At 38.2% G+C, this 25,432-nt stretch carries 18 protein-coding genes; 10 read left to right on the forward strand and 8 right to left on the reverse strand.

The window, feature by feature from the left end; genetic code table 11:
• Positions 1-12: 12 nt before the first annotated feature.
• The 5 genes from uvrA to D0817_RS13100 all read right to left on the reverse strand — a co-directional run bounded on the left by uvrA (position 13) and on the right by D0817_RS13100 (position 8,087).
• On the reverse strand, positions 13-2,844 hold the full coding sequence (uvrA, locus tag D0817_RS13080) for an excinuclease ABC subunit UvrA (RefSeq protein WP_127338816.1): 2,832 nt from the start codon (positions 2,842-2,844) through the stop codon (positions 13-15).
• A gap of 101 nt (positions 2,845-2,945) precedes the next feature.
• A complete protein-coding gene (locus D0817_RS13085; RefSeq protein WP_127338817.1) occupies positions 2,946-3,899 on the reverse strand; it encodes a Fic family protein in 954 nt (317 codons plus the stop codon).
• Between the two features lie 62 nt (positions 3,900-3,961).
• Complete coding sequence (locus D0817_RS13090) at positions 3,962-5,746, reverse strand: chloride channel protein (RefSeq protein ID WP_127338818.1); 1,785 nt, start codon at positions 5,744-5,746, stop codon at positions 3,962-3,964.
• 74 nt (positions 5,747-5,820) lie between these two features.
• Positions 5,821-7,506: a gamma-glutamyltransferase gene (gene ggt / locus D0817_RS13095; RefSeq protein ID WP_127338819.1), complete on the reverse strand. Its 1,686-nt coding sequence runs from the start codon at positions 7,504-7,506 to the stop codon at positions 5,821-5,823.
• Positions 7,503-8,087, reverse strand: a complete 585-nt coding sequence (locus tag D0817_RS13100; RefSeq protein WP_127338820.1) for an acyl carrier protein phosphodiesterase — start codon at positions 8,085-8,087, stop codon at positions 7,503-7,505. The genes ggt and D0817_RS13100 overlap by 4 nt, the downstream gene beginning before the upstream one ends.
• Before the next feature lie 250 nt (positions 8,088-8,337).
• On the opposite strand from D0817_RS13100, the gene glmM reads away from it, so the two are divergent.
• Positions 8,338-9,726, forward strand: a complete 1,389-nt coding sequence (gene glmM, locus D0817_RS13105) for a phosphoglucosamine mutase (RefSeq protein WP_127338821.1) — start codon at positions 8,338-8,340, stop codon at positions 9,724-9,726.
• Between the two features lie 79 nt (positions 9,727-9,805).
• Here glmM and D0817_RS13110 read toward each other — a convergent pair whose 3' ends face one another.
• Positions 9,806-11,290: a glycosyl hydrolase gene (locus tag D0817_RS13110; protein ID WP_127338822.1), complete on the reverse strand. Its 1,485-nt coding sequence runs from the start codon at positions 11,288-11,290 to the stop codon at positions 9,806-9,808.
• 196 nt (positions 11,291-11,486) lie between these two features.
• A complete protein-coding gene (locus D0817_RS13115) occupies positions 11,487-12,362 on the reverse strand; it encodes a lysophospholipid acyltransferase family protein (RefSeq protein ID WP_127338823.1) in 876 nt (291 codons plus the stop codon).
• Between the two features lie 111 nt (positions 12,363-12,473).
• Between D0817_RS13115 and D0817_RS13120 the strand changes: the two genes are divergently transcribed.
• The 4 genes from D0817_RS13120 to D0817_RS13135 all read left to right on the forward strand — a co-directional run bounded on the left by D0817_RS13120 (position 12,474) and on the right by D0817_RS13135 (position 16,998).
• Entirely contained in the window at positions 12,474-13,112 is a 639-nt protein-coding gene (locus tag D0817_RS13120; protein WP_127338824.1) for a rhomboid family intramembrane serine protease, read from the forward strand.
• A 52-nt stretch (positions 13,113-13,164) separates the two neighbouring features.
• Positions 13,165-13,854 carry an SIMPL domain-containing protein gene (locus D0817_RS13125; RefSeq protein WP_127338825.1) on the forward strand — a complete coding sequence of 230 codons (690 nt, stop codon included), beginning with the start codon at positions 13,165-13,167 and terminating at the stop codon, positions 13,852-13,854.
• A gap of 571 nt (positions 13,855-14,425) precedes the next feature.
• Positions 14,426-16,285: a T9SS type A sorting domain-containing protein gene (locus tag D0817_RS13130; protein ID WP_127338826.1), complete on the forward strand. Its 1,860-nt coding sequence runs from the start codon at positions 14,426-14,428 to the stop codon at positions 16,283-16,285.
• Between the two features lie 77 nt (positions 16,286-16,362).
• On the forward strand, positions 16,363-16,998 hold the full coding sequence (locus tag D0817_RS13135) for a carbohydrate-binding family 9-like protein (RefSeq protein WP_127338827.1): 636 nt from the start codon (positions 16,363-16,365) through the stop codon (positions 16,996-16,998).
• A gap of 240 nt (positions 16,999-17,238) precedes the next feature.
• Here the strand turns inward: D0817_RS13135 and D0817_RS13140 are convergent, their stop codons facing one another.
• Complete coding sequence (locus tag D0817_RS13140) at positions 17,239-18,279, reverse strand: LacI family DNA-binding transcriptional regulator (protein WP_127338828.1); 1,041 nt, start codon at positions 18,277-18,279, stop codon at positions 17,239-17,241.
• Between the two features lie 319 nt (positions 18,280-18,598).
• On the opposite strand from D0817_RS13140, the gene D0817_RS13145 reads away from it, so the two are divergent.
• The 5 genes from D0817_RS13145 to nagB all read left to right on the forward strand — a co-directional run bounded on the left by D0817_RS13145 (position 18,599) and on the right by nagB (position 25,302).
• Positions 18,599-19,507, forward strand: coding sequence for a sugar phosphate nucleotidyltransferase (locus D0817_RS13145; RefSeq protein ID WP_127338829.1), 909 nt, complete (start codon positions 18,599-18,601; stop codon positions 19,505-19,507).
• A 1-nt stretch (position 19,508) separates the two neighbouring features.
• Entirely contained in the window at positions 19,509-20,612 is a 1,104-nt protein-coding gene (locus D0817_RS13150; protein ID WP_127338830.1) for a phosphotransferase enzyme family protein, read from the forward strand.
• A gap of 5 nt (positions 20,613-20,617) precedes the next feature.
• Complete coding sequence (locus D0817_RS13155) at positions 20,618-21,544, forward strand: NAD-dependent epimerase/dehydratase family protein (RefSeq protein WP_127338831.1); 927 nt, start codon at positions 20,618-20,620, stop codon at positions 21,542-21,544.
• Positions 21,545-21,578: 34 nt separating this feature from the next.
• Positions 21,579-22,952, forward strand: a complete 1,374-nt coding sequence (locus D0817_RS13160) for a sugar MFS transporter (RefSeq protein WP_167470943.1) — start codon at positions 21,579-21,581, stop codon at positions 22,950-22,952.
• Positions 22,953-23,373: 421 nt separating this feature from the next.
• Positions 23,374-25,302 carry a glucosamine-6-phosphate deaminase gene (gene nagB, locus D0817_RS13165; protein ID WP_127338832.1) on the forward strand — a complete coding sequence of 643 codons (1,929 nt, stop codon included), beginning with the start codon at positions 23,374-23,376 and terminating at the stop codon, positions 25,300-25,302.
• Positions 25,303-25,432: the final 130 nt, after the last annotated feature.

Consider the following 25,432-nt stretch of genomic DNA (forward strand, 5'->3'; position numbering starts at 1 on the left):
TTAAAGATCTCTTTATTCCAATTCCTTTTTCAAAAACTTAGCCGTATAACTTTTTTTATTTTTTGCCACTTCCTCAGGGGTTCCTTTGGCAATTAATTGTCCGCCGCCTTTTCCGCCTTCAGGGCCAATATCAATAATATAGTCGGCAAGTTTGATTACATCCATATTATGTTCGATCACCAGGATTGTATTTCCTTTATCGACCAGTTTGTTGATTACGTCCATTAAAACCCGAATGTCTTCGAAATGTAAACCTGTAGTAGGTTCGTCCAGAATATAAAACGTATTTCCGGTATCTTTTTTAGACAATTCTCCTGCCAGTTTGATACGCTGTGCCTCACCACCCGAAAGCGTTGTGCTTTGCTGGCCAAGCGTAATATAACCTAAACCAACGTCCTGAATCGTTTTTACTTTTCGGTAAATCTTTGGAATGTTCTCAAAAAACGGAACCGCTTCATCCACCGTCATATTCAATACATCCGAAATAGATTTTCCTTTATAACGGATTTCTAAAGTTTCCCTGTTGAAACGTTTTCCCTGACAAGTTTCACATTCGACGTAAACATCCGGTAAAAAGTTCATTTCAATGGTTCTCACACCCGAACCTTCGCAGGTTTCGCAGCGTCCGCCTTTCACATTAAAGCTAAAACGTCCTGCTTTGTAACCGCGAATCATACTTTCGGAAGTCATCGTAAACAGGTTTCTGATTTCGGTAAAAACCTCCGTATAAGTCGCCGGATTCGAACGTGGTGTTCTTCCAATCGGACTTTGGTCAATATCAATTACTTTGTCAATATGTTCTAATCCTTCTATTTTTTTATAGGGCTGCGGTTTTTTGACACCGTTAAAATAATAAGCGTTCAGAATAGGGTAGAGCGTCTCGTTGATCAAAGTCGATTTACCGCTTCCTGAAACTCCTGTAACACAAATCAATTGCCCCAATGGCAATTCGATTGAAACATTTTTAAGGTTGTTTCCGGTTGCTCCTGAAAGTTTTAAAAACTTGCCGTTTCCTTTACGTCTTTCTTTAGGAATCTCCAGTTTCATTGTACCATTCAGATATTGTGCGGTAATGGTATTCGATTGTAAAGTTTCTGCTGGTGTTCCGATACTGATGATTTCACCGCCGTATTTTCCGGCTTTCGGACCAATATCAATTACATAATCGGCACGTTCGATCATATCTTTGTCGTGTTCTACAACAATAACCGAGTTCCCGATATCACGCAGTTGTTCCAGCGAATGTATTAGTTTTTCGTTGTCTCTCTGGTGTAAACCGATACTTGGCTCATCGAGAATATATAAAACACCAACCAATTGTGAACCAATTTGCGTGGCCAGACGAATACGCTGTGCTTCACCGCCCGAAAGCGATTTTGAACTTCGGCTTAAAGCCAGGTAATCCAAACCAACATTCATTAGAAAGTTTAGACGGTCTTTGATTTCCTTCACTACCTCAGAAGCAATGAGAAGCTGTTTATCAGACAAATGATTGTTTAAATCCTGAAACCAGGCGGTTAAATCAGAAATATCCATATCACATAATTCGGTGATATTTTTCCCGTTAACCCTGAAAAATTGTGCTTCTTTTTTCAGACGGGATCCTTCACAAACCGGACAGTTTACTTCGTCCATAAAATCTTTTGCCCAGCGTTTTATAGTTGTAGAGGAAGTTTCGTCAAATTGATTTTTGATGAAATGTGATATTCCCTCAAAATCTATTTTGTAATCACGGGTTACACCTAAATCTTTTGAATTTACTACGAATTTATCTTTCCCGCCATGAAGAATCATTTGCATGGCTTCTTCGGGAATTTTCTCGATCGCATCGGTTATTTTGAAACCGAATTTTTCTCCAATAACTTCTAATTGTTTGAAAATCCACGATGATTTATATTCGCCAAGAGGCGCAAAACCACCACTTTTGATGGATAATTTAGGATTCGGTATAATCTTTTTGACATTGATTTCGTGTACGGTTCCCAATCCGTTACAATGCGGACAAGCTCCTTTTGGAGAATTGAACGAAAATAAATTCGGTTCCGGATTCTGGTAGGAAATTCCAGTGGAAGGGCACATTAAATTTCTACTGAAATAACGCACTTCATTAGTATCCTGATCCAAAATCATCAGTACATTTTCACCATGATGCATGGCAGTATTAATGCTTTCAGCCAGTCGTTTCTGATTGTCCGGAGTATCTTCGATCAGCATTCGGTCTACTACAATTTCGATATCATGGGTTTTATAACGGTCTAATTTCATTCCTGAAACCAAATCCTGCACTTCGCCATTAACGCGTACTTTCAAAAAACCCTGTTTGGTAATTTGCTGGAATAGTTCGGCATAATGCCCTTTTCTGGCTTTAATGACCGGAGCAAGAATATTGATGCGTTTTCCGCTAAAATCCTGAATAATCAAATCTTTAATCTGGTCGTCAGAATACGAAACCATTTTTTCGCCGGTGTTGTAACTGAAAGCATCAGCACCACGGGCGTAAAGAAGTCTTAGGAAATCGTATATTTCTGTAATCGTTCCAACGGTTGAACGCGGACTTTTACTGGTTGTTTTTTGTTCGATTGCAATTACGGGTGAAAGTCCGTCAATTTTATCAACATCCGGACGCTCTAAGCCGCCAAGAAACTGTCTGGCATAGGCTGAAAACGTTTCAACATAACGGCGTTGTCCTTCGGCATAGATAGTGTCAAATGCCAAAGAAGATTTTCCCGAACCCGATAAACCGGTAATAACCACCAATTTTTCACGCGGAATAGAAATGTCTATATTTTTTAGATTATGAACTCTTGCACCAAGAACTTCAATAGTATTGTCTTTTTCTAACATAATTTTGAGCAAAACGCAAAGTTACCACTTTGATTTGTTCTTTTAGTACTAGAGTACAAAACTTTATGTTACAATTAGTAACAAAAAAACGCTAACCTGAGTTAGCGTTTTCTTTTTCGGGTAAGCATATATTCTTCGATGGCTTCTTTGGTCGTATACCAGTTTCGGCCTTCTTTGTAAGCGTCTATTTTGCCTGTTCGGGCGAGTAAACTAATATATTCCTGACCATAATGTGCCTGCGGCTCACTGACAATATCTGATATTTTTTGAAAGTTGGTATCACTATCCGGCATAGCATTCAGGTAAATATTGAGCGTACGTTCTAAGGCCTGACACATCAAAAGGATTAACTTTTGATAATTGCCGTTATTGGCCTGATTAAGCGCTTCATAATATTTTTTCCGGTCATTTTTAAGAATAATGGCAGGCGGAAACCCACAGCGCATCAATAATAAATTCATGCTTAAACGCACCGTACGCCCATTTCCATCAAAAAAAGGATGTATCCAGACTAATTTGTGATGATAAATGGTAGCCAGTTCTATATCATTAAGCCCTAGTGGATTTGTATTTATAAAATCGATTAATTCGTCAAGATAGTCCGATACTTTATTCGCATTCGGAGGCATGAAATTGGCTCCTGAAATACGAACACCGCCATTTCTTAGATGCCCTGCAAAGTCATCTTCGATAGATCGCAATACTAAACCATGAATCGAAAGTATGTCTATACTTCTGAGTTTGTAATCGTCATTGACAATGGTATACAAATAATCAATGGCCTTATCGTGATTATGGGTTTCAAAATGTTCCCGTAATGATTTTCCTTTTATGGTGATGCCTTCCTGAATTACCATTTGTGTTTCACGCAGGCTCATGGTGTTTCCTTCTATGCTATTCGAATTGTAGGTCCATTCGAGCGAAAGGCTTTCACGGATTTTATGCAAAGCGATATTGGGCAATGGTCTGCTGGTTTGCAAATCCTGCCTTTTTTGATACAATCGTTCAAACGTTGATTGAAATTCTTCTCTGTATGTCAGGTCTATATTCCACATAATCCCACAAAGGTACTTCTTATTATCGGATACTCCAAATTTTACTCTATCCGATATTAAGCTTATTCAATGGTCATGGATCGCAATTTGGTTCTGTACGCTTCAAGTGCTATCGATTTGGAAATGAAGCCGTAGTATTTTTCATTTCGTAATACGGGAATGAATGCTGTTTTTGTATTTTCGAATTTACTCATTACGATTTCCATGCTGTCGTAGGAAGAAATGGTAGCAGGCGGAGTTTTCATGACGTCTTTGATCACCGTATATTTCACACGATATGAATTGAAAATAATCTCACGAATATCATTAAAGTGGACAACACCAACCAAGTCCCTGTCGTTATTGACAACTGCAAAAACGACCTGATTGGAATGGGAGATCAGATCAACAAGTTTGCCTAAATTTTCATCAGGATGAACGGTTAGATAGTCCGTCTGAATAATGGAGTCAATGTCCAGAGTTGAAAGAATATTGGAATCTTTATTGCTTGTAAAGGCATGACCTTTCTTAGCCAGTCCTTTTACATCAAGTGAATGTTTTTCGAATTTTTTAGAAATCGCAAAACTTATAGACGATATAATCATCAGCGGAATCATTAAACCGTAACCTCCCGTTATTTCGGCGATCAGGAAGATAGCTGTTAGCGGTGCATGAAACAAACCACTAAGGATACCGGCCATTCCAACCATTGTGAAATTGCTGACAGGCAGATTGGTGAGGCCTGTCATATTAATCAATTTAGAGAAAAAATAACCCAAATAAGAACCGATAAACAAGGCCGGAGCAAAATTCCCTCCGTTCCCACCGCTTCCTATGGTCAAACCTGTAGCCAGTACTTTTATCATCAAAGTACATCCTACAAAAATCAGTAAAACCCAATTATTGTTTCGGTAATCACTAAATAAAGTATTGTCTAATAATTTTCCGGGATCATTCTCAGATAAGGTTTTGATACTTTCGTAACCTTCACCAAAAAGAGTAGGGAAGATAAAAATCAAAATAGCCAGTATGGAAGATCCTATCAAAGCTTTTTTATAAGGTCCCATTTCCAGTTTGGAAAAATAATGTTCGACTTTCTGGAAATTTCGTGAATAATAAATCGCTACAAGCCCGGTTAGTACTCCTAAAATGGCATAAAACGGGGTATTGTGATAATTGAAAGTTTGTTGCTGTCTGAAAGACAATAAAATACTTTCATCTAATAAAATGGCAGATACAATAGCACCGGTAGCAGCAGAAATCATAATAGGGGTGAAAGCCGAAATGCTAACATCAACCAATAAAACTTCAATGGCAAAAAGAACGCCGGCAATGGGCGCATTAAATGCTGCTGATATTCCTGCGGCAACACCACAACCAATTAGTAGTGTTCTGTCTTTATAAGGTAACTTATAATTTTGGGCAAAATTAGATCCAAATGCAGCCCCTGTGATCACAATCGGGCTCTCTAAACCGGCAGAACCGCCCAAGCCAACGGTTAACGAACTGGTCACAATTTGCGCATACATTTGTTTCTTCGGAATGATACTTGCTTTTTTGGCAACCGCATACAGTATTTGGGAGGTTCCTTTCTGAATGGTTCCGCTTAATACTTTTTTGACTACCAGAACGGTAAGTAAAATTCCAATAATAGGAAGTAAGCTATTAATGAAACTTAATTTTAGAATACCATTGATATAAGTGGCAAATGAAAAAACGCTGTGTGCAAAAGTCTTTAGTATAATTACGGCAAGCGAACATGAAATGCCGATCAAAACACTTGATAAAAAAATAAATTGCTTTGGGGTCATTAAGGATTGCGCCAAAGCAATAATGCTTTCGAGTCTTCGGAAATATTTTTTTAGCATTCTGTTTTAAAAATTACGGATACTACAAATTTAAATTATAATCTTTAAAAAACTATTAAAAAAAGGGAACTAAATTAAAAGCCTACTGCTTTATCATCACCGCGGAAGTCTGCGCCGCCTTCCAGATTTTTATTCGGAAGAACCAAAATGGCATCCACCTTGCCAATAATCGGACTCGGTTTCTCGTTGATCAGATAGCTTTTGGATTTTAGTTTTTCGATCGTTGCGGGATCAAAAGTGTCCGGCTCAAAATTGATAAGATCAGGCAGCCACTGATGATGAAAACGAGGGGCATTTACCGCTTCCTGCATGCTTAGGTTGTATTCGTAAACATTTAGGATAGTCTGCAAAACAGAAGTAATAATAGTCGAACCGCCCGGCGTACCGACTACCATAAACAGGCTTCCGTTTTTTTCTACAATGGTTGGTGTCATGGAACTTAACATCCGTTTTTGCGGTGCGATGCTGTTGGCCTCATTTCCTACTAAACCAAACATATTCGGAGATCCGGGCTTGGCGCTAAAATCGTCCATTTCATTATTTAAAAAGAATCCTAATTCTTCACAATAATATTTAGAGCCATAACCGTCATTTAGGGTTGTAGTTGCCGCAACAGCATTCCCAAACTGATCCACGATAGAATAATGGGTAGTTTCTGTGCTTTCACTATACGTCACTTTCCCTTCTTTTATTTCTGAGGATAAGCTTGCTTTTTCGGGATTAAAAGTAGCCATTCGGTCTTTTAAATAAGCATCTTCCAGTAAGGCTTTGATCGGAATTTTCACAAAATCCGGATCACCTAAATACTGACTTCTGTCCGCGTAGGCTCGTCTTTCGGCCTCAACTATGATCTGAATGGATTCGGCTGTGTTGTGTCCTAATTGAGATAAATCGTACGGTTCGACCATTTTTAAAATTTGCGCCAGACAGATTCCGCCACTGCTTGGAGGAGACATGGAGGTTAATTTTAAATCTTTGTACGTAAACTGAAGCGGTGTTCTCCATTTGGCTTCATATTTCGCTAAATCTTCAAGGGTAATAATGCCTCCTTTTTTCTTAAGATAATCCACCAGGATTTTGGCCGTCGTTCCTTTGTAAAATTCATTTCTGCCGTTTTTCTGAATTCTCTTTAAAGTTTCAGCCAAAGCGGTATATTTAATCGTATCGTTTTCTTTGAAATCAGCTGCCAGGAGGGTTTTGTCTCCGTTTATTGTGACAATGCTTTCGCGGTAAGCATCCAGGCTTTTTTCCTGTTTTTTTGTTACAATTACGCCTCTTTCAGCCAGGGCAATTACCGGCTTTAAAATCTCGGACATGGGCAGTGATCCCAGTTTTTTATGAACAGCAAAAACACCGGCAATAGTACCGGGAACTCCAATTGCCAAAGCTGTTTCGGTGCTTTTTCCTTTAATAACATTTCCGTCTTTATCTAAAAACATGTCTTTGGTAGCGGCTAAAGGGGCTTTTTCACGATAATCTAACGCCCCAACTTCGCCATTTGCTTTTCGGTATACCATAAATCCGCCACCGCCAATGTTTCCTGCAAACGGAAAAGCAACGGCAAGCGCCAGTTCTGTACCCACCATCGCATCGTAAGCGTTACCGCCTTTTTTCATGATTTCAACCCCTATTTTTGAGGCTTCCTCACGTGCGGAAACGACCATCGCTTTTGTAACTACCAATCCTGTTGGTTTTGCCGGGGTCTGCTGCGCTGCGCAACTAATATAAATGAAGGTAAATAGAAGCGTAATCTTTCTCATAATAAGAGTAGTTTTTGTTTTGCGTGCTCTTTTATATCTTCAAAAAAGAGGGTGAATTCCTGTTCGAATTCGGTGTAAAATTCTTTTAATTCGGTACTGGCAAACTGCATTTTGGATTCGTTTTTGGATCTTCGGTCCATTTGGGTTAAGATCTGATGAATCCCTTCAACGGTCTGATAACTCAAAAGCCAGTTGCGCTGAATCATATAAGGCATTAGGTCCTGCGTTTTTTCGGTCAGGATATCGTAGTTTTCATGTAAGGATCTGTAAAACCTGTTAATGAAAGTTTCCAGTTTTTCGTCAGAGTATTTAGTCCAGTTTTTAGCTAAAAAATGATCATAAACAATGTCTACAATCACTCCGGAATAGTGGTGGTATTTTTCGTGTAACCGCTTGGTACTTTGCCTGAAAACATCATGCGAATCGGTGTACGTATCTATAGAGCGGTGTAAAATAATCCCTTTCTGGACATCCTCCGGAAAATGTTCAAATTGTTTTCCGCGAATTCCATCGGCCATAAAATTGCCAATTTTGATCAGATCATTGTCTCCTGACAAATAAATGTGTGCTAGAAAATTCATTTTTTTGAGGTGCTAAGTTTCTTAGGTACTAAGGTGCTAAGGCTCTTAGGTGGTAAGACGCTAAGTTTATTTTAGTAAATGTATGAAAACTTTTTTATATCATTTAAAGAATGATCCAATGCCCCATTAAAAACTCAGCACCTAAGTAACTTAACCCCTCAGCAACTTTTTAAGAAAATCTTAGCCTCCTGGCAACTTAGAACCTTACTAACTTTTCTATATTTGTAATTGGTAACCATAACTCAAAAAAATGACTTTAATAAAATCTATCTCAGGTATACGTGGAACTATTGGTGGAAAAGTAGGAGATAACCTGACTCCTGTTGATGCTGTGAAATTTGCATCGGCCTACGGAACTTTTCTTAAAAATAATACTTCTAAAGAAAAACTGACGGTTGTGATTGGTCGTGATGCCCGAATTTCAGGCCCGATGATTCATAATCTTGTAGTAAATACTTTAATTGGTTTAGGAATTAATGTAATTGATCTTGGACTTTCAACTACACCAACGGTAGAAATTGCAGTACCATTGGAAAAAGCAGATGGCGGAATTATACTGACGGCTTCTCACAATCCAAAGCAATGGAATGCCCTGAAATTGCTAAATGAAAAAGGGGAATTTCTAAGCGGTGCCGAAGGTGCCAAAATTCTTGAAATTGCCGAGGCAGAAGCTTTCGACTTTTCAGATGTAGACAATTTGGGAGAAATCACCATAAACGATGCGTATATGGATATCCATATTGACGAAGTGTTAAACTTAGCTTTGGTGGATGTTGAAGCAGTAAAAGCAGCAAAATTTAAAGTTGTTGTGGATGGGGTGAATTCATCAGGAGGAATTATCATTCCGAGGTTATTGGAGTTAATGGGCGTTGAAGTAGTAAAATTGTACTGCGAACCAAACGGACATTTTCCTCATAATCCGGAACCTTTAAAAGAACATCTGACGGATATTTCTGAATTGGTAGTAAAAGAAAAAGCACATCTTGGAGTGGTAGTAGATCCGGATGTTGATCGTCTGGCTTTTATCAGCGAAGACGGGGAGATGTTTGGCGAAGAATATACTTTGGTGGCTTGTGCCGATTATGTACTGAGTAAAACACCTGGAAATACCGTTTCTAATATGTCGTCTTCACGTGCTTTGCGTGACGTTACGGTTGGCCACAAAGGCAGCTACGAAGCCAGTGCGGTGGGTGAGGTGAATGTAGTGGAACTGATGAAAAAAAATAATGCCATTATTGGTGGTGAAGGAAACGGTGGAATTATCTACCCGGAATCGCATTACGGGCGTGATAGTCTGGTTGGAGTAGCGTTGTTTTTAACGCATCTGGCCAATAAGAAAATGTCTGTTTCGGCTTTGAGAACTTCGTATCCGGAGTATTACATGAGCAAAAATAAAATTGAACTGACACCTCAAATTGATGTGGACGCTATTTTGGTTGCCATGACCGAAAAATATAAAAACGAAGATATCACGACAATTGATGGTGTGAAAATTGATTTTGCTACTGAATGGGTGCACCTAAGAAAATCAAACACAGAACCAATCATCAGAATTTATACAGAAGCGCCTTCTCAGGAAAAAGCCGATGTTCTGGCACTTCGCATTATTGATGAAATAAAAGCGATTGCTGGAATTTAATTTTCAGTTGTTTCATAAAATAATAAATACCTCTTCCATGAATTTGAAAGAGGTGTTTTTTTTATTCTAAAACCAAAACTTATTTTTTGATAATTTTCAGTGATCTTTTGACTGTACCATAAGTTGCGGTTACGATATAAATCCCGCTCTGGAGTTTGTCTCCAATTTTAATATCTTCATTGGTAAAATAATCATCCGAAGAATAACAGGTACTTCCTTTTATATCGATAATTTTCAAATGTAAAGGTTCTGTTGTTTCTGATTTAATGTGAAGAGTAGACTGCTCCTTAACCGGATTAGGATAAACTGTAAAAGAATCTTTTTCAACTGCAGGATCATTTATGCCGAGTGTCGCAGTGGCAACATCAATAAAATTAAAATTCATATCATTTGATTTGAACCTGATTTTCAGGTAAACTTCTCCCTTTGGTAATGCAATTCCGTTTACAATTTTGTTGGCATAGGTCTGTACGCCTCCGGTTGCAGGAAAGGTTTCGTCTGTTTTAACAACCGTATTATTGACCAAAATGTCAAATTTTCCGGGAATTGTAGCCGATGCCACTCTAAAAGTAAAATTATAAGTACCGGCATTGTCAACATTCAGCATAAATTCATTCCAGTCTCCGTTGCTGATCGAAGTAACATTTTGACCTGTTCCGGAATCAGTTGTGTTTGATAAAGTGGTGCCCTTTCTGCGATAATGTTTATTGGCAGTGATTCTGCCCGGAACAGTCATCTTTTTAGCAGTGTAAGGCGTATTGATATATTCAGTTCCAATAGGTCTTAAAACACCACTTTGCGGAGCCAGTAAAGGACCTTCGGCCATATCCAGCCATTTAGGATCAACCCGGCCCGTAAACCAGGAATATCGGTAAATGTCGGGATCGTTTTCAAAACTGGTTACAATTTCTTTCATAAATTTCGTTTTCTCAGCGGCAGACTGAACGACTCTATTCGCAAATTCAGTGACCCAAACCGGACGATTGTATTTTTTCAAAAGTCCCGTAACGCCAATAACAGATCCTGCTGTGGCATCATACGTATGAAAAGAAATATAATCGACTTTGCAATTGGGACATAAAAGAAAAAACTGATCGTGCCAGGCAGTCGGACTGGTGTATCCGCCATAATTATCCGGGCCATTAAATGCAGGTGACGCACTTACGATTTCAAGATTTTTTGCGGCGGCTATTTTTTCAACATTTGCCCAGGCATTCACCGCTTCCTGAGGGGTAAGTCTGGCGCCGTCATTAAAATTCGGCTCATTAAAGGCTAATAGATATTTAGCACCGGGTTTTACTTTGGCAATGAAGCCCTGTACATCGGCATCTGAGATTTTACCCCACACCATGGGTACGAATTCCACACCGATTGCCGGGTAATTAGGTTCAATACCCTGATCTGGCAGGGAACTCCAGTTGTACCACCACGAAACGCCGGGTTTCAGTGCGAGTAAATCTTCCTGGGAATGATAGCCGTAAGCGATTCCGCGTTTTGGACTTTGGGCCGATAGGGCCATTGAAAAACAGAACAGCAATGCTGTAAAAGATAGGTTTTTTGTCATAAATAGATAAATTAGATTTTGGGAAATTTTTTATCAGCATCAAAGATATTATTGTTGGTTTAATTTGTCATTAATATCTTATCAAAAAAACAGTACAAAAACACATCAAATCTGTTTTGTGGTTTCTGAAAGGCTTTAAAACGAAAAAATCCAAAAAGCGGCAATTGCTTTTTGGATTTTTTATTTCGTTATGAAACTATTTATCAACTCTGTGTTTCCATCTTTTGTGTGTCCATAAATAATATTCCGGAGCTTCAAGGATTTGTTTTTCGACCTCTCTTAAATATTTCTCGGTAAGATCAAAATTGGCATAATCGTTTGGGTTTTCGGCAATAGGAAGGAAGGTAGCTTCATAATAACCTCTTGCTACTTTTTTTACTTTTACCATTATCACACTCAAATCGTATTTTTTGGCCAGCATTTCGGCACCGGTATGTACCGGAACTTCAACACCCATAAATTTCATCGAATGAAAAATCCTGTCCAGTTTTGGAGACTGATCACTAGCCAGACCGTACATACTTAAAATTCCTTCGCGCTGGTTTTGGGCCATCATCGGAATTGCCTTTCGGGTTTCAATTAATTCGGTATCATATTTAGAGCGAATTCTTCGAACCAATCTGTCAAAATAAGGATTGGCAAGTGTTTTATAAACAGCAATTCCTTTAAAATCAATTTTAGTGTTCATCGTTAAAAGCCATTCATAACTCGCATAATGTGAAGCGACCAGAATAACGCTCTTCCCTTTCTTTGCATATTCTTTTATAAGATCAAGATTGGTGATTTGAAATCTTTTATCCATTTCTTCCGGTGATATGCCCATGGTTTTGATCGTTTCCAGAAACATATCGCACATGTGCTGATAAAATTTCTTTTCGATCACTTTTCGTTCAGCCAAATTGAGATGCGGCAAAGCCAAAGCCAGATTTTCACGCACCACTTTTCTGCGGTAGCCTAAAACATAATACACCAGAAAAAATACAAAATCAGAAAACCAATAAAATATTCGGAAGGGAAGTATAGAGATAAGCCAGAGAATAGGGTAGGCCAAAATATAAACGAGAAATTGCATGTAATTTTTTTTGCAAATATAAAGTAAAAATGAATAACGACCGATATTTTGGTTTGTTACTGACTTATGTGGGAGAATGAGTATATTTACAATTCACATTAAATGTTTTTTATGAATACCATTTTGATTGGGATAATAGTGGCCAATGCACTTATAAGCTACAAAGGTTTTAATGATATTGCCTTTTTTAGAAAATACGAATTTCATGTCGGAAGTATTCGTTCCGGCGAGCAGATCAGAATGTTATCATCAGGATTTTTGCATGCCGATATGATGCATTTGATTTTTAATATGCTGACACTTTGGTTTTTTGCTCCCGTAGTTTTAAACTGGCTGGGGAATTTTTCTTTTGTCCTGGTTTATTTCGGAAGCCTGATTTTTGGAAGTTTACTTACCATGCTGTTCCATAAAAACGATTACAGCTATAGGGCTGTTGGTGCTTCAGGTGCAGTAACAGGTGTTTTGTACTCTGCCATTTTATTACAGCCCGATATGATGCTGGGTATCTTTTTTGTGATTCCTATGCCGGCCTATCTTTTCGGAATTTTGTATTTACTGTATTCTATTTACGGAATGAAAGCCAAAAATGATAACATTGGCCATACAGCGCATTTTGGAGGCGCCATAGGCGGTTATCTGATTACGCTGATCAAAGTGCCATCGTTATTTATGGACCATACCTTAATGGTAATTCTGCTGGCAATCCCAATCGTGATACTTTTCGGAATGGCGAAATTGGGCAAATTGTAATGCTGGCACAACTTTTGAAATGCAACTATCAAACAATTTAAATATAACAAAAATGAAAAAACTAGTATTATTTTTAACAATCATGTTTATGACTATGTCTTACGGCCAGGAAATCAAACAAATTCCACAAATCAATGTTAATGGAGAAGGAAAAGTAAAAGTAGCCCCTGATCAGGTTTGTATTTCAGCTACGGTTGAAACAAAAGGGAATAATGCTAAAGACGTCAAAAAGCAAAATGACGAAAAAATCGATGCGGTATTGAAATTCATCAAAAAAATGAATATTCCAACAGCAGATTTCAAAACGAAACAAGTAGCTCTTAATCCGGTATACGATTATGAGAAAAAGAAAACCAGCTACAATGCTACTCAGACAATAGAAATTGTATTGAAAGATTTAACTAAATACGATGAATTGATGGAAGGTTTGGTTCAGCAGGGAATTAACCGTTTGGACAAAGTTTCTTTTGAAACATCTAAATTGGTTCAGATTCAGACAGAAGCCCGAAAATTAGCGATAAAAGACGCTAAATCAAAAGCTGAGGATTATGTTTCGGTTCTTGGACAAAAAGTAGGTAAGGCTTATACAATTTCTGACAACTCGCAGGTATTTCACCCACAGCCAATGTACGCAGCAATGAAGTCAACAGCTATGGATTCAGCCGGTGCTGAAAATGAAACTTTAGCAATTGGAGAAATTGAAGTTACAGCAAACGTAACAGTTAGTTTTATTTTAGACTAAAGTTTTTTAGAAAATTCAATTTTATAAATCCCAAATTCCAAATCCGGAGTTTGGGATTTTTTCTTTTAACCGCAAGGGCGCAAGAGGTTTACGCGAAGTTCGCAAAGTTTATTATAAGCCTTGCAAACCTTGCGCTTTTTTCCTTGCGTGCGTTGCGGTTAAATCTTCACGCCTTGGTTAGTACTTTTTACCTTTCACTTTACACATTTCACTTCTCAATAACATAGTACTTTTCTTAATTGTGTTCAAACACATTCTGTTAAACTTCCAAAAACACTTATTTAGCTATAAGTAAAATAGTACATTTTTTCAGAATTTTGCCTTTTTTTGTGTTCGAACACATTTTTTTTTATTTTCATGTTGCCAATTAAATTACATTTTTTACATTCGTCTGAAATAAGCTACTTTACGTTTTTTCTAAATCTTCTTTTCAATCAAAAGTTAGTTTTAATTTTAGATTCTAACGTATTGATTTTTAAAGTTTAACTGAATAAACAGGCTTATTTATACTGTAGAAATATTGCAATATTTAATTATAGTTTTTTAATTGTTTAATCCAAAATATCAAATTATGAAAATCAGAAAAATTACATTTATTATTTTATTGTGTTTTGTGCAGGGCTTTGCCCAGACGTATGTCGCTACAACCGGAAATGATGTTACAGGAACAGGAACGGCTGCCTTACCATTCAAGACGATTGCCAAAGGAGTTCAGGTGGCTCCGTCCGGCGGAACCGTATTGGTTTTATCGGGAACGTATCCTGTTACAGGACCTATTTTTGTCGGGAAACCATTGACGATTCAAAAAAGCGGTTCGTCTGCTGTGGTTATTAATGCTTCCGGCTGGACAAGCTCAGATACTTATGTATTGGGAATTGTGAATACAAGCAGTGTGACTGTTGATGGTTTGACGATTTCGAACAAAATCGCCAACGGAAGCAAGGGAATATGGATTTTAGCCAATTCCGGCGCAACGGCTAATCTGAACAACATCACGATCAAAAACTGTATTGTCAAAAATATCGGATGGATCAGCAACAATCTTTCGTCAATTCCTGCCAATAGCGGAATTGTAGCCAACGCGATCAAAGTAGACGGAGGGAATGCCACGTACGCAATTACCAATGTTAAAATTGAAAATAACGAAGTAGCGAATTGTGCCACTGGTTGGGGAGAAGCCGTGACTGTAACCGGAAACGTAAATGGTTTCTCGGTTTCAGGAAATACGGTTTATGATATTGCCAACATCGGAATTGTTGCTGCCGGAAATTATACATCGACCGGGGCGACAAGCAATAACCAGGCAAGAAATGGTGTGATTGCTTCGAATGAAGTTTTTAATTGTATGAGTGCCGTTGCCAATAGTGCCGGAATTTATATTGATGGTGCGTTAAATTGTACGGTACAAAGAAATGAAGTGTACCGATGCGGTGTCGGAATTGCTGTGGGTGCTGAACAGAATACAGCCACAGGAAACGGTGGCCAGTCTACCGGACATATTGTAAACAATAATTCGGTTTATAATAATGTAGTGACCGGAGCTATTTTTGGCGGTGTTATCGGAAGCGGTTACACAACAAGTGTCGGGAATACTAAAATTTTCAACAATACTTTTTACAAAAACAGAACCGGAGCCGTTATCAATGGCGTTACGACTATTGCCGGTGTTGCCGTGGGGACTATTGCAGATATTTACGGCGGCGAAGTTCATCTTCAGAACAGCTCGGGAATTACCTTCAAAAATAATATTTTGTATGCTACAACGGGTAAAAAACTGCTTCTGGCTTCTTCAGGGTATACCGTATCTGGCTTTGTATCGAACTATAATTTATTTTACAGAGAAACCAATACGGATTTCACTATTGATTTAACGGGAGTAAGTTTCAACGGAAGTTCAACAACAGGCTCTTACAATCCAACGACTTTTGCGACAGCCACAGGTCTGGATGTTAATTCAGTTACAGGGTTGCCAGGATTTGTAAATGCGGCGGCTTTTAATTTTACTTTAGCCAGCGGAGCTTTCGCTACAGATAAAGGGGACCCGACTTACAATAGCACGTATTCCGGTACCTTAGATTTTGATGATGATATTCGCAAGAGAAATGGAAGAATCGATATTGGCTGTTCTGAATTGCAGACAGGATCGACCGCTAAAAAATCGGCAGCTGTGGAAGTAACCAAAGAAATCAACCCTGATTTTGCGGTTTTCCCTAATCCGGCATCCGATGTAATCACCGTTAATTTTGGAAAAGAAATCAAGACAGCAACAATTTCTGTGCTGGATTTAAACGGAAGGGTACTTCTAAAAGAAACCTATAGTGGAGTTAATACAGCAACCATTACTGTTTCTGATTTAAAGAAATCGCAACTGGTTATTCTTCAGATTAATGCTGATAATAAGTTAAGTAATACTAAAGTATACCTGAAATAATAGTAATTTCTAAGGGGCAAAAGAGATTTTTCTTTTTTGCCCCTTTTTTTGTTTTTAAAATTTCGTACCTTTTTAAAATGAAAAATTATACTGTAAATCGTATCGAAGAAAACATTCTGCAAATAAATGGATTAGCAGATAACCCGCTTTGGCAGCAGGCAGAATTACTGACTGATTTTAGTTCTCCGTGGGATAATGCAGAACCTGAAAAAATTGAATTCAGGGCCTTATGGGATCTTAAAAATATTTATTTTTCATATACTGTTCATGATACCAACATTCATATCGACAGAAAAGATGATTCGGTTGACAGCATTGGGGAATCAGACAGGGTAGAGATTTTTTTCAGAACAGATGAAACCCTAAATCCCTATTATTGTTTAGAAATTGATCCAACGCCCAGAATCATGGATTTTAAGGCATCTCCCGCCAAAAAATTTGATTTTGACTGGAACTGGCCCAAAAATGATATTGTAATTAAATCTTATATCAAAGAAGAGTATTTTGTTGTTGAGATAGCGATCAGTATTCAGTCTTTAATGAACTTTAACTTAATTAAGGGCCATACTATTGAAGCCGGACTTTTCAGGGCTAAATACAAAAAACAGCAAAATAACCTGTTTGAACCTACCTGGATTTCATGGGTAGATCCGGATACGGAAACTCCCAATTTTCATATTGCCAGCTCTTTTGGTACTTTGACTTTAGGGTAAAATTAGCTGATTTAACCGCAAAGCGCGCTAAGGTTTACGCAGGGTTCGCAAGCTTTTTTTTAATCACGCAAAGACGCAAAGTCGCAAAGTTTTTCTTTTTTAGTTTTTCTTTGCGACTTTGCGTCTTTGCGTGAAATAATTTAGCATTCTTTGCGTAAAACTTATCACGCTTCATGAGAATATTTAGCGTGCCTTGCGTAAACCTTAGCGAACCTTGCGGTTAAGCTACGTTCATTAGGTTTATAAAAAATAATCTTTAGCGTTTTCGGTATTGATAATGTCAATAGGCAGCAGCTTTTCGGCACTAATTTCTTTTTCAAAGATAAAGTGTTCAATCAAACTCGTGGTTCCTAAATATGCCTGTCTTTTTGGGTTTTGGTGAATCAAAAAGTCGATGGTTTTGTTGTTTAAATATTCCAGGTTGTTTTCCAGTAAATCATAACCCACAAGAGCAATTTTCTTTTCGGGATTTTTAGCGATAATTTTTGCCACCTGATACGCTTTGGAAGTCGTAACAAAAAGACCTTCAATAGTGGGGTTGGCTTCTAAATACTCTTTAAGCGTCGTTTTAAACTGAGGATGTTTGACCTTAAAAGTTTTAATATCAAATTTTCCTTTACCAGACTGGTCAAAATAATCCCGGAATCCTTTTTCCTTTTCCTGCATGTGAATGGCATTCTCATAATCTTCATCGATATGGACGATGGCGATAGTGCCTTTCTGAAGCAGCAATTCCAGTAATCGGGCAGCAATTCTTCCGCTTTGAAATAAATCCTGGCCCACAAAACTTTTTATAGAACTGGATTTAAGCTGGTTATTAAAAATACTCGTAATAATGCCTTTGGAATTATATGTTTCAATAGCCTCATTCGCTTCTTTATGAAAGAGGGGAACTAACAAAACAGCATCCGGAGAAGCCGCTAAAACTGCTTTATTCGTTTCTACAAAAGATACGGTGCTTGTCGCATCAAACAGGAAAATTTCAACTTTTACATTAAAAGACTTAAATTCTTTTTTGGCTTCATTAATACCGTCAATACAAGACTGCCAGTACGGATCGTTTTTAGAATCCGGCAATAAAACACATATGGAATAGATTTGTGTCTTCTTTAAACTTCGTGCCATCAAGTTGGGCTGATAATCAATCTTATCCAGCACTTCATTTACCCTGTCAAGGGCGTCCTGAGAGACTTTTCCCCTTTTATGCAAAACGCGGTCAACAGTGCCTTTAGAAACACCCGCAAGTTCTGCGATATCCTTAATCGTATAAATTTTTTCCATATAGAAACAAATATATATAAAAATCAAATATGAGAAAATATTAAATTTAATGTGTTCGAAAACATTTTTATTGTGTTCGAGCACATTTTAACACAAATTCTTTTTTTTATAGAATATTAATATATATTTTAGCCGAATATTAATCATATAGTTTATGATATTAACGTAAATATTGTCAGATTAATATTTATTTTTCGATTTATAAGAGAAGTTTTCAATATCGGATAATATTTTTTCAGGATGCTTTTTTGAAATGAATTTGAAAATAAAATCCAACCAGAAACAATTAAAAATAATAAACCATTAATATACTATTTAAATGAGCAAAAGTAAACCTACTCTCGTAATCTTGGCGGCAGGTATTGGAAGTCGATATGGAGGATTAAAACAGTTAGATACATTTACTCCTGAAGGAGATACCATTATGGATTTTTCGATATATGACGCATTGCAGGCAGGCTTTGGGAAATTTGTATTTATTATAAGTAAGAATATAGAAGAAGAATGCAAAGAAATATTTAATAAAAAACTGGAAGGGAAAGCCGAAGTAGGATATGTTTTTCAGGAAATTGACAATGTTCCGAAGCAATATCAAAATCCGGAAAGAAAAAAGCCATGGGGAACCGGACATGCCCTGCTAATGGCAAAGGATGAGGTAACCGAAAATTTTGCGATTATTAATGCCGATGATTTTTACGGAAAAGAAGCTTTTGAGATCATGGCAAAAGCCTTAACCGAAATGGACAAGGAATCCTATCATTTCAACATGATGGCTTATCTCCTGAAAAATACGGTTTCTGATCATGGTTTTGTGTCAAGAGGCGAATGTCAGGTAGATGAAAATAATTTTCTGACCGATGTTACCGAACGTACCCATATCGAAAAAATAAACGGTACACTCATGCGTAAAGATGATAACGGTGATTTTATTCCGATTGATGAAAACACAATCGTTTCTATGAATTTCTGGGGTTTTACGCCAAAATGTTTTGAATTTGGCGGTGCTCTTTTTGAAGAATTCCTGAAAGAAAACGAACACGATTTAAAAGCCGAATTTTTTATTACCTCTGTTGTAAACGAGATTTTAAAATCAGAGAATGCGTCGCTTGAAGTACTTCAGTCGAATGCAAAATGGTTTGGAGTGACCTACAAGGAAGATAAGGAAATTGTAAAAAAAGAAATCGAAAAACTGAGAGCCCAAAAATTTTATCCAACTAATCTGTGGTAATATGGAAGCGGAACATTTAAAATTTATATTCGACCAGTTTGACCACACAGAGGTTTTCAAAAATTTTGAAGAACTGGCCTCCGGTCATATCAATGATACCTATTTGGTAACGACTGATAGTCGTAAACAGTTTATTTTGCAGCGCATTAACGATGGCGTTTTTAAAGACGTTCCGGGCCTTATTGCCAATAAGGTCAGCGTAAGCAAACATTTGTTGAAGAAACTGAAACATTTATCGGAAAACGAACTAAAACGTCGTGTTTTAACTTTCATCGGCACGCGGAAAGGTGTTTTTTATTATCACGATGCGGCAGGAAATTTCTGGAATATGATGGTGTATATAGAAGGAAGCCTGACTTTTGAAACCGTTAATAATGAAGAAATTGCCTATGAAGGCGGAAAGTTATTTGGCGAATTCCTGAATCTGACAAGTGATTTTGATGCCAGAAAACTAACAGAAGTCATTCCGAACTTTCATAATATGGCGTTTCGTTATGCCCAGTTTGATATTGCCTTAAAAGAAGCTTCGGTACAACGAATCGAACAAGCCAAAACCTGCATTAACCTGGTTCACGAACTTAAAGAAGAAATGCATGTTTTGCAAAAATTAAAAGATACCGAAAAAATTAAATTAAGAGTGACGCACAATGATACCAAAATATCAAACGCACTTTTTGATGCGGACAAAAAAGGGCTTTGCGTCATCGATACCGATACGGTGATGCCCGGAATTATCCATTATGATTTTGGGGATGCCATACGAACCATTTGCAATACGGCTGCCGAAGATGAAAAAGACCTCGAACGGGTGAATTTCAACTTACAGTATTATAAAGCCTATGTGAAAGGTTTTCTGGAAAAAACAAATTCGTCCCTTTCGCTGTTAGAAATAAAATACCTGCCGCTTGGTGCCAAAACAATGGTATTTATCATGGCATTGCGCTTTCTGACAGACTTCTTAAATGACGATGTGTATTATAAAACGGAATATCCGGAACACAATCTGAATCGCTCCAAAAATCAATTTAAACTGATTGAAAGTCTTTCGGAACAATTTAAGGAGATGGAAGATTACAATCTGAATTTCATCGGATCATTAAAATAATACAAATGAAAAAATATGTCATTACCGGAGGTGCCGGTTTTATAGGAAGCCACATCGCCGAGCATTTATCCAAAGAAGGCCATCAGGTTACGATACTTGATAGCTTAAGAACGGGATTCGAACACAACCTAAACGGCCTTAATGTCGATTTTGTACAAGGAAACATCCGCGATGAAAATTTAGTAAATGAAGTGGTAAGCGGAGCAAGCGGAATTTTTCATCTGGCTGCATTGGTCAGCGTTCCGGAGTCTTTGTTGAAAATTAAAGAATGTATCGAAATCAATACCGTCGGTACCATCAATATTCTGGAGGCTGCGAGAAATAATGCAGGCTGTAAAGTGGTGTTATCGACATCAGCAGCGAATTATGGCAACAATCCGGTTTTGCCAAAGGTAGAAACGATGTTTCCCGAACCCATGACACCTTATGCAGTTACAAAACTAGACGGGGAATATTATTTGAAAATGTATCTCGACCAGTATCAGGTGCCAACAGCATCGTTGCGCTATTTTAATGTTTTTGGTCCGCGCCAGAACCCCGAATCGGCTTATGCGGCGGCAGTGCCTATTTTTATTAATAAAGCACTTCAGAACGAACCCATCACTATTTATGGCGACGGCTCGCAAACCAGAGATTTTATTTATGTGAAAGACGTCGTAAAAGCGAATATCCTTGCTTCCCAAAAAGGAACTGAAACCTACAATGTAGCACTAGGACACAGCACTTCGGTTTTAGAATTGGCCGAAAAAATCATAAAAATTACCAATTCAAAGTCGCAGCTAAAGTTTCTTGAAGAAAGACCCGGAGACATCAAACATTCGAAAGCCAATCCTGAAAAATTCAATCAATTGGGCTTCAAACCGGAATATACCATTGATAAAGCCTTAGAAGAAACCATTCTTTTTTACCATCAGGAATTGGTCCGTAAATAAGCAGCAGAAGATCACTAACCCAAAAACCAATACTATGTCAGAAATCGATATTACTTTAAAAAAAGAACAAAGCAGTACTTTGATTCCCATGGTTATTTTAACCTCCTTATTTTTTATTTTCGGATTCGTAACCTGGCTCAACGGACCGCTGATTCCATTTTTTAAATTAGCTTGTGAGTTAACCGAATCACAATCGTATTTCGTGACCTTTGCGTTTTATATTGCTTATTTCGTCATGGCAATTCCATCTTCTTTCTTAATCGAAAAAGTAGGCTACAAAAACGGAATCTCATTAGGATTACTGGTGATTGCCGTTGGAGCATTATTGTTTTATCCGGCAGCCGAAGCCCGCACTTTTGGGCTGTTCTTAATCGCCTTATTTGTAATGGGAACCGGTCTGGCCGTTTTGCAGACAGCAGCCAATCCGTATGTCGTTGTCATTGGCCCGCGCGAAAGTGCTGCCGCAAGAATCAGCGTATTGGGAATCGCCAATAAACTGGCAGGTTTTCTGGCTCCCTTACTATTGACGTCTTTGGTTTTGTCTAATATTGGAGATTATTCGGCAGATAAAATTGCCGTAATGACTTCAGTTCAAAAAGAAAGCGCGCTCGATTTACTGGCTTTGCAACTGCAGACACCTTATATGTACATGGCCGGAATTATGCTGGTTCTGGCAGTTTTGGTAAAGTTTTCCCCGCTTCCTGAAATCAATTTGGACGATGAGGGACAAGTAGCACATCTGAGTATTTTCAAACAAATAAAAGAAGCCTTCAGACATCCGCAACTGGTTTTTGGTGTGATTACGCTAATGGTGTACATTGCTGCCGAAGTTCTGGCCGGAGATTCCATTGGAGGTTTCGGAAAACAATTGGGCGTTTACGGGGACAATGGTTCTTTTTACCTAAAACTGACGTCATTTACCATGACAGCAATGGTGGTTGGTTATATTTTAGGAATTACACTTATTCCCAAATATGTTTCGCAGGTTTTTGCCTTAAAAGCATCCGGGTTTTTAGGTCTTGTTTTAGTGGCCTTAATCGTAATACTTTCTCCAAAAATAATGATTCAGTTACCTGGACTTCCGCAATTGCCCCTCATCATTATTTTGGTGGCACTTTTAGGATTGGCCAATGCGCTTTGCTGGCCGGCCATCTGGCCAATGGCACTTCAGGATTTGGGCGGGTTTACTAAAATTGGAGGTGCAATACTGATTATGGGAATCATCGGCGGTGCGGTTTTTCCTTTATTCTATGGTTTGCTGGCAGATAATATCAATACGGCAAATATAGCGGCAGGTACTGTAGCAACAGCAAAAAGCGGAAATCAACTGGCCTATTTAATATTAATACCTGCCTATCTTATGATCGTATTTTTTGCCTTCAAAGGGCATAAGTACAGGAAATGGTAGAGGGAAGTTTTTAGTCTCAGTTTTCAGTTTTGGGTTTTGGGTTTCCAGAAGTTTGCCAAAGCTTGCCTCCTGAGCGAAGTCGAAGGATCATACTAGAAAATCGACAAAGGAATTCAATTAATTTTTTTGAATAGCCGTTGGTTTTAACCAACGGATTACATTTGATCAACCTTGGCTTTAGCCGAACATGTAATTCGGCTAAAGCTAATTTGACAACCTTTTTTAAAACTCCGGCTAAAACGGGAGGCTATTCAAAAATGACAAAGTTCAGATAAACACAACATTTTATTCATCGATCTGATTTTCAGATCACCACTAAGTACTCAAATTAATATTTGTGTGCTCCGGGGCAGCTTATGCCTTTTTTTAGTTCAAAGGGCAGTTTTAAAATAAAGAAAAACACAATAAAATATAGTTCAAAATGATAAAAAGTAATATAGACAAAGCAACAGGTTTCGAAAAACGATTTGAAAATATTAATACCGTTGTTTTCGAAAATTCAAATGAAGCTTCAAAAGCAGTTGCCACAGAAATTGCAGTCTTAATTAAGGCAAAACAAAAAGAAAATAAACCTTGTATTTTAGGTCTTGCCACAGGATCTTCCCCAAAAGGATTGTATGCAGAACTGGTTCGTCTGCATAAGGAAGAAGGATTGAGTTTCAAAAACGTGATCAGTTTCAATCTGGACGAATACTATCCGATGGAACCAAATTCGATCAACAGTTATGTTCGTTTTATGAAAGAATTGTTGTTTGACCATGTCGATATTTTACCTGAAAATGCCCATGTTCCGGACGGGCTTCTAACCAAAGAACAAATTGCGGATTACTGCCATGATTACGAAGCTAAAATTGAAGCACTCGGCGGAATCGATTTGCAGATTCTGGGAATTGGAGGAAACGGACATATTGGTTTTAACGAATCCGGTTCATTACAAAACTCTAAAACACGTCTGGTAGCCTTAGATCATATTACAAGAGTTGCCGCCAGCAAGGATTTTTCAGGTTTGAGCAATACCCCCCGAACAGCGATTACACTCGGAGTAAAAAAAATCATGGAAGCCAAACAGGTGATCTTAATGGCCTGGGGAGAAGGAAAAGCGAATATCATTAAAAAATCGGTAGAGGATGAGGTGACGAACCAGATTCCGGCTTCGTTTTTACAGGAACATAACAATGCCGTTTTTGTGCTGGATAAAGAAGCTTCTTCCAAACTCACCAGAATCAACCGGCCATGGCTGGTCGAAAAAGTAATCTGGACAGACAAACTAATTCGTAAAGCCGTTTTAGGATTGGCATTAGACCTTAAAAAACCAATTCTAATGCTTACCGATGCCGATTACATTGAACACGGAATGAGTGATTTACTGGCTGATTCAGGTCCGGCATATGACATCAACATCAAAATATTCAATAAATTACAAAATACCATCACAGGCTGGCCAGGCGGAAAACCAAATGCCGATGATTCCAATCGTCCGGAAAGAGCGGAACCAACCAGAAAAAAAGTACTGATTTTCAGTCCACATCCCGATGATGACATTATTAGTATGGGAGGAACTTTTATGCGTCTGCAGGAGCAGGGACATGAAGTACATGTGGCTTACCAGACCTCTGGAAATATAGCAGTTGCTGACGATGAAGCCTTGCGTTTTGCTAGATTCGTAATTGACTACAATGAGAAATTCGGAATCAAAAGTGCCGAAGCAGAGGATATTTATCAAAAGGCAGTTGCTTTTTTAACCAACAAAAAGAACAGTGAAATTGATATTCCGGAAGTACGTTACATTAAAGGATTAATCCGAAAAGGAGAAGCAAGGGCAACGAGTCATTTTGTGGGTTTGACAGACGATCAGATTCATTTTATGGAACTGCCGTTTTACGAAACCGGAACAATCGAGAAAAAACCGATAGGCAAGGAAGATATTCAATTGACGATGGATTTAATTGAAAAAATCAAACCTCAGCAAATCTACGCGGCCGGCGATTTAGCCGATCCGCACGGAACCCATAAAGTCTGTCTGGATGCTATTTTTGAAGCTGTCAAAGCCTTAAAACCAAAACCTTTTATGAACGACTGCTGGTTATGGCTGTACCGCGGCGCCTGGCAGGAATGGGGCATTGACGAAGTCGAAATGGCAGTACCCATGAGCCCCGATCAGGTGCTGGCCAAACGCCACGGAATCTTCAAACACCAGTCACAAAAAGACGGGGTTGTTTTCCAGGGCACCGACGCCAGGGAATTCTGGCAAAGAGCCGAAGACCGAAACAGGGAAACAGCACAAGTATACCAACAAATGGGTCTGGCAAGTTACGCCGCTATGGAGGCTTTTGTCAGATGGATTTTTTAGAAGTTTCTAAGATGCTAAGTTTCTAAGGCGCTAAGCTCTTTAGCCACAGATTAAAACATTAAATAGATTTTTATATACTGCTTGATTCACACAACACAAGCCATAGCGAAATCTACACAAATTAAATTCG

Origin of the sequence: Flavobacterium cupreum, from assembly GCF_003996965.1 — a bacterium.
GTDB classification, from domain to species: Bacteria; Bacteroidota; Bacteroidia; order Flavobacteriales; family Flavobacteriaceae; genus Flavobacterium; species Flavobacterium cupreum.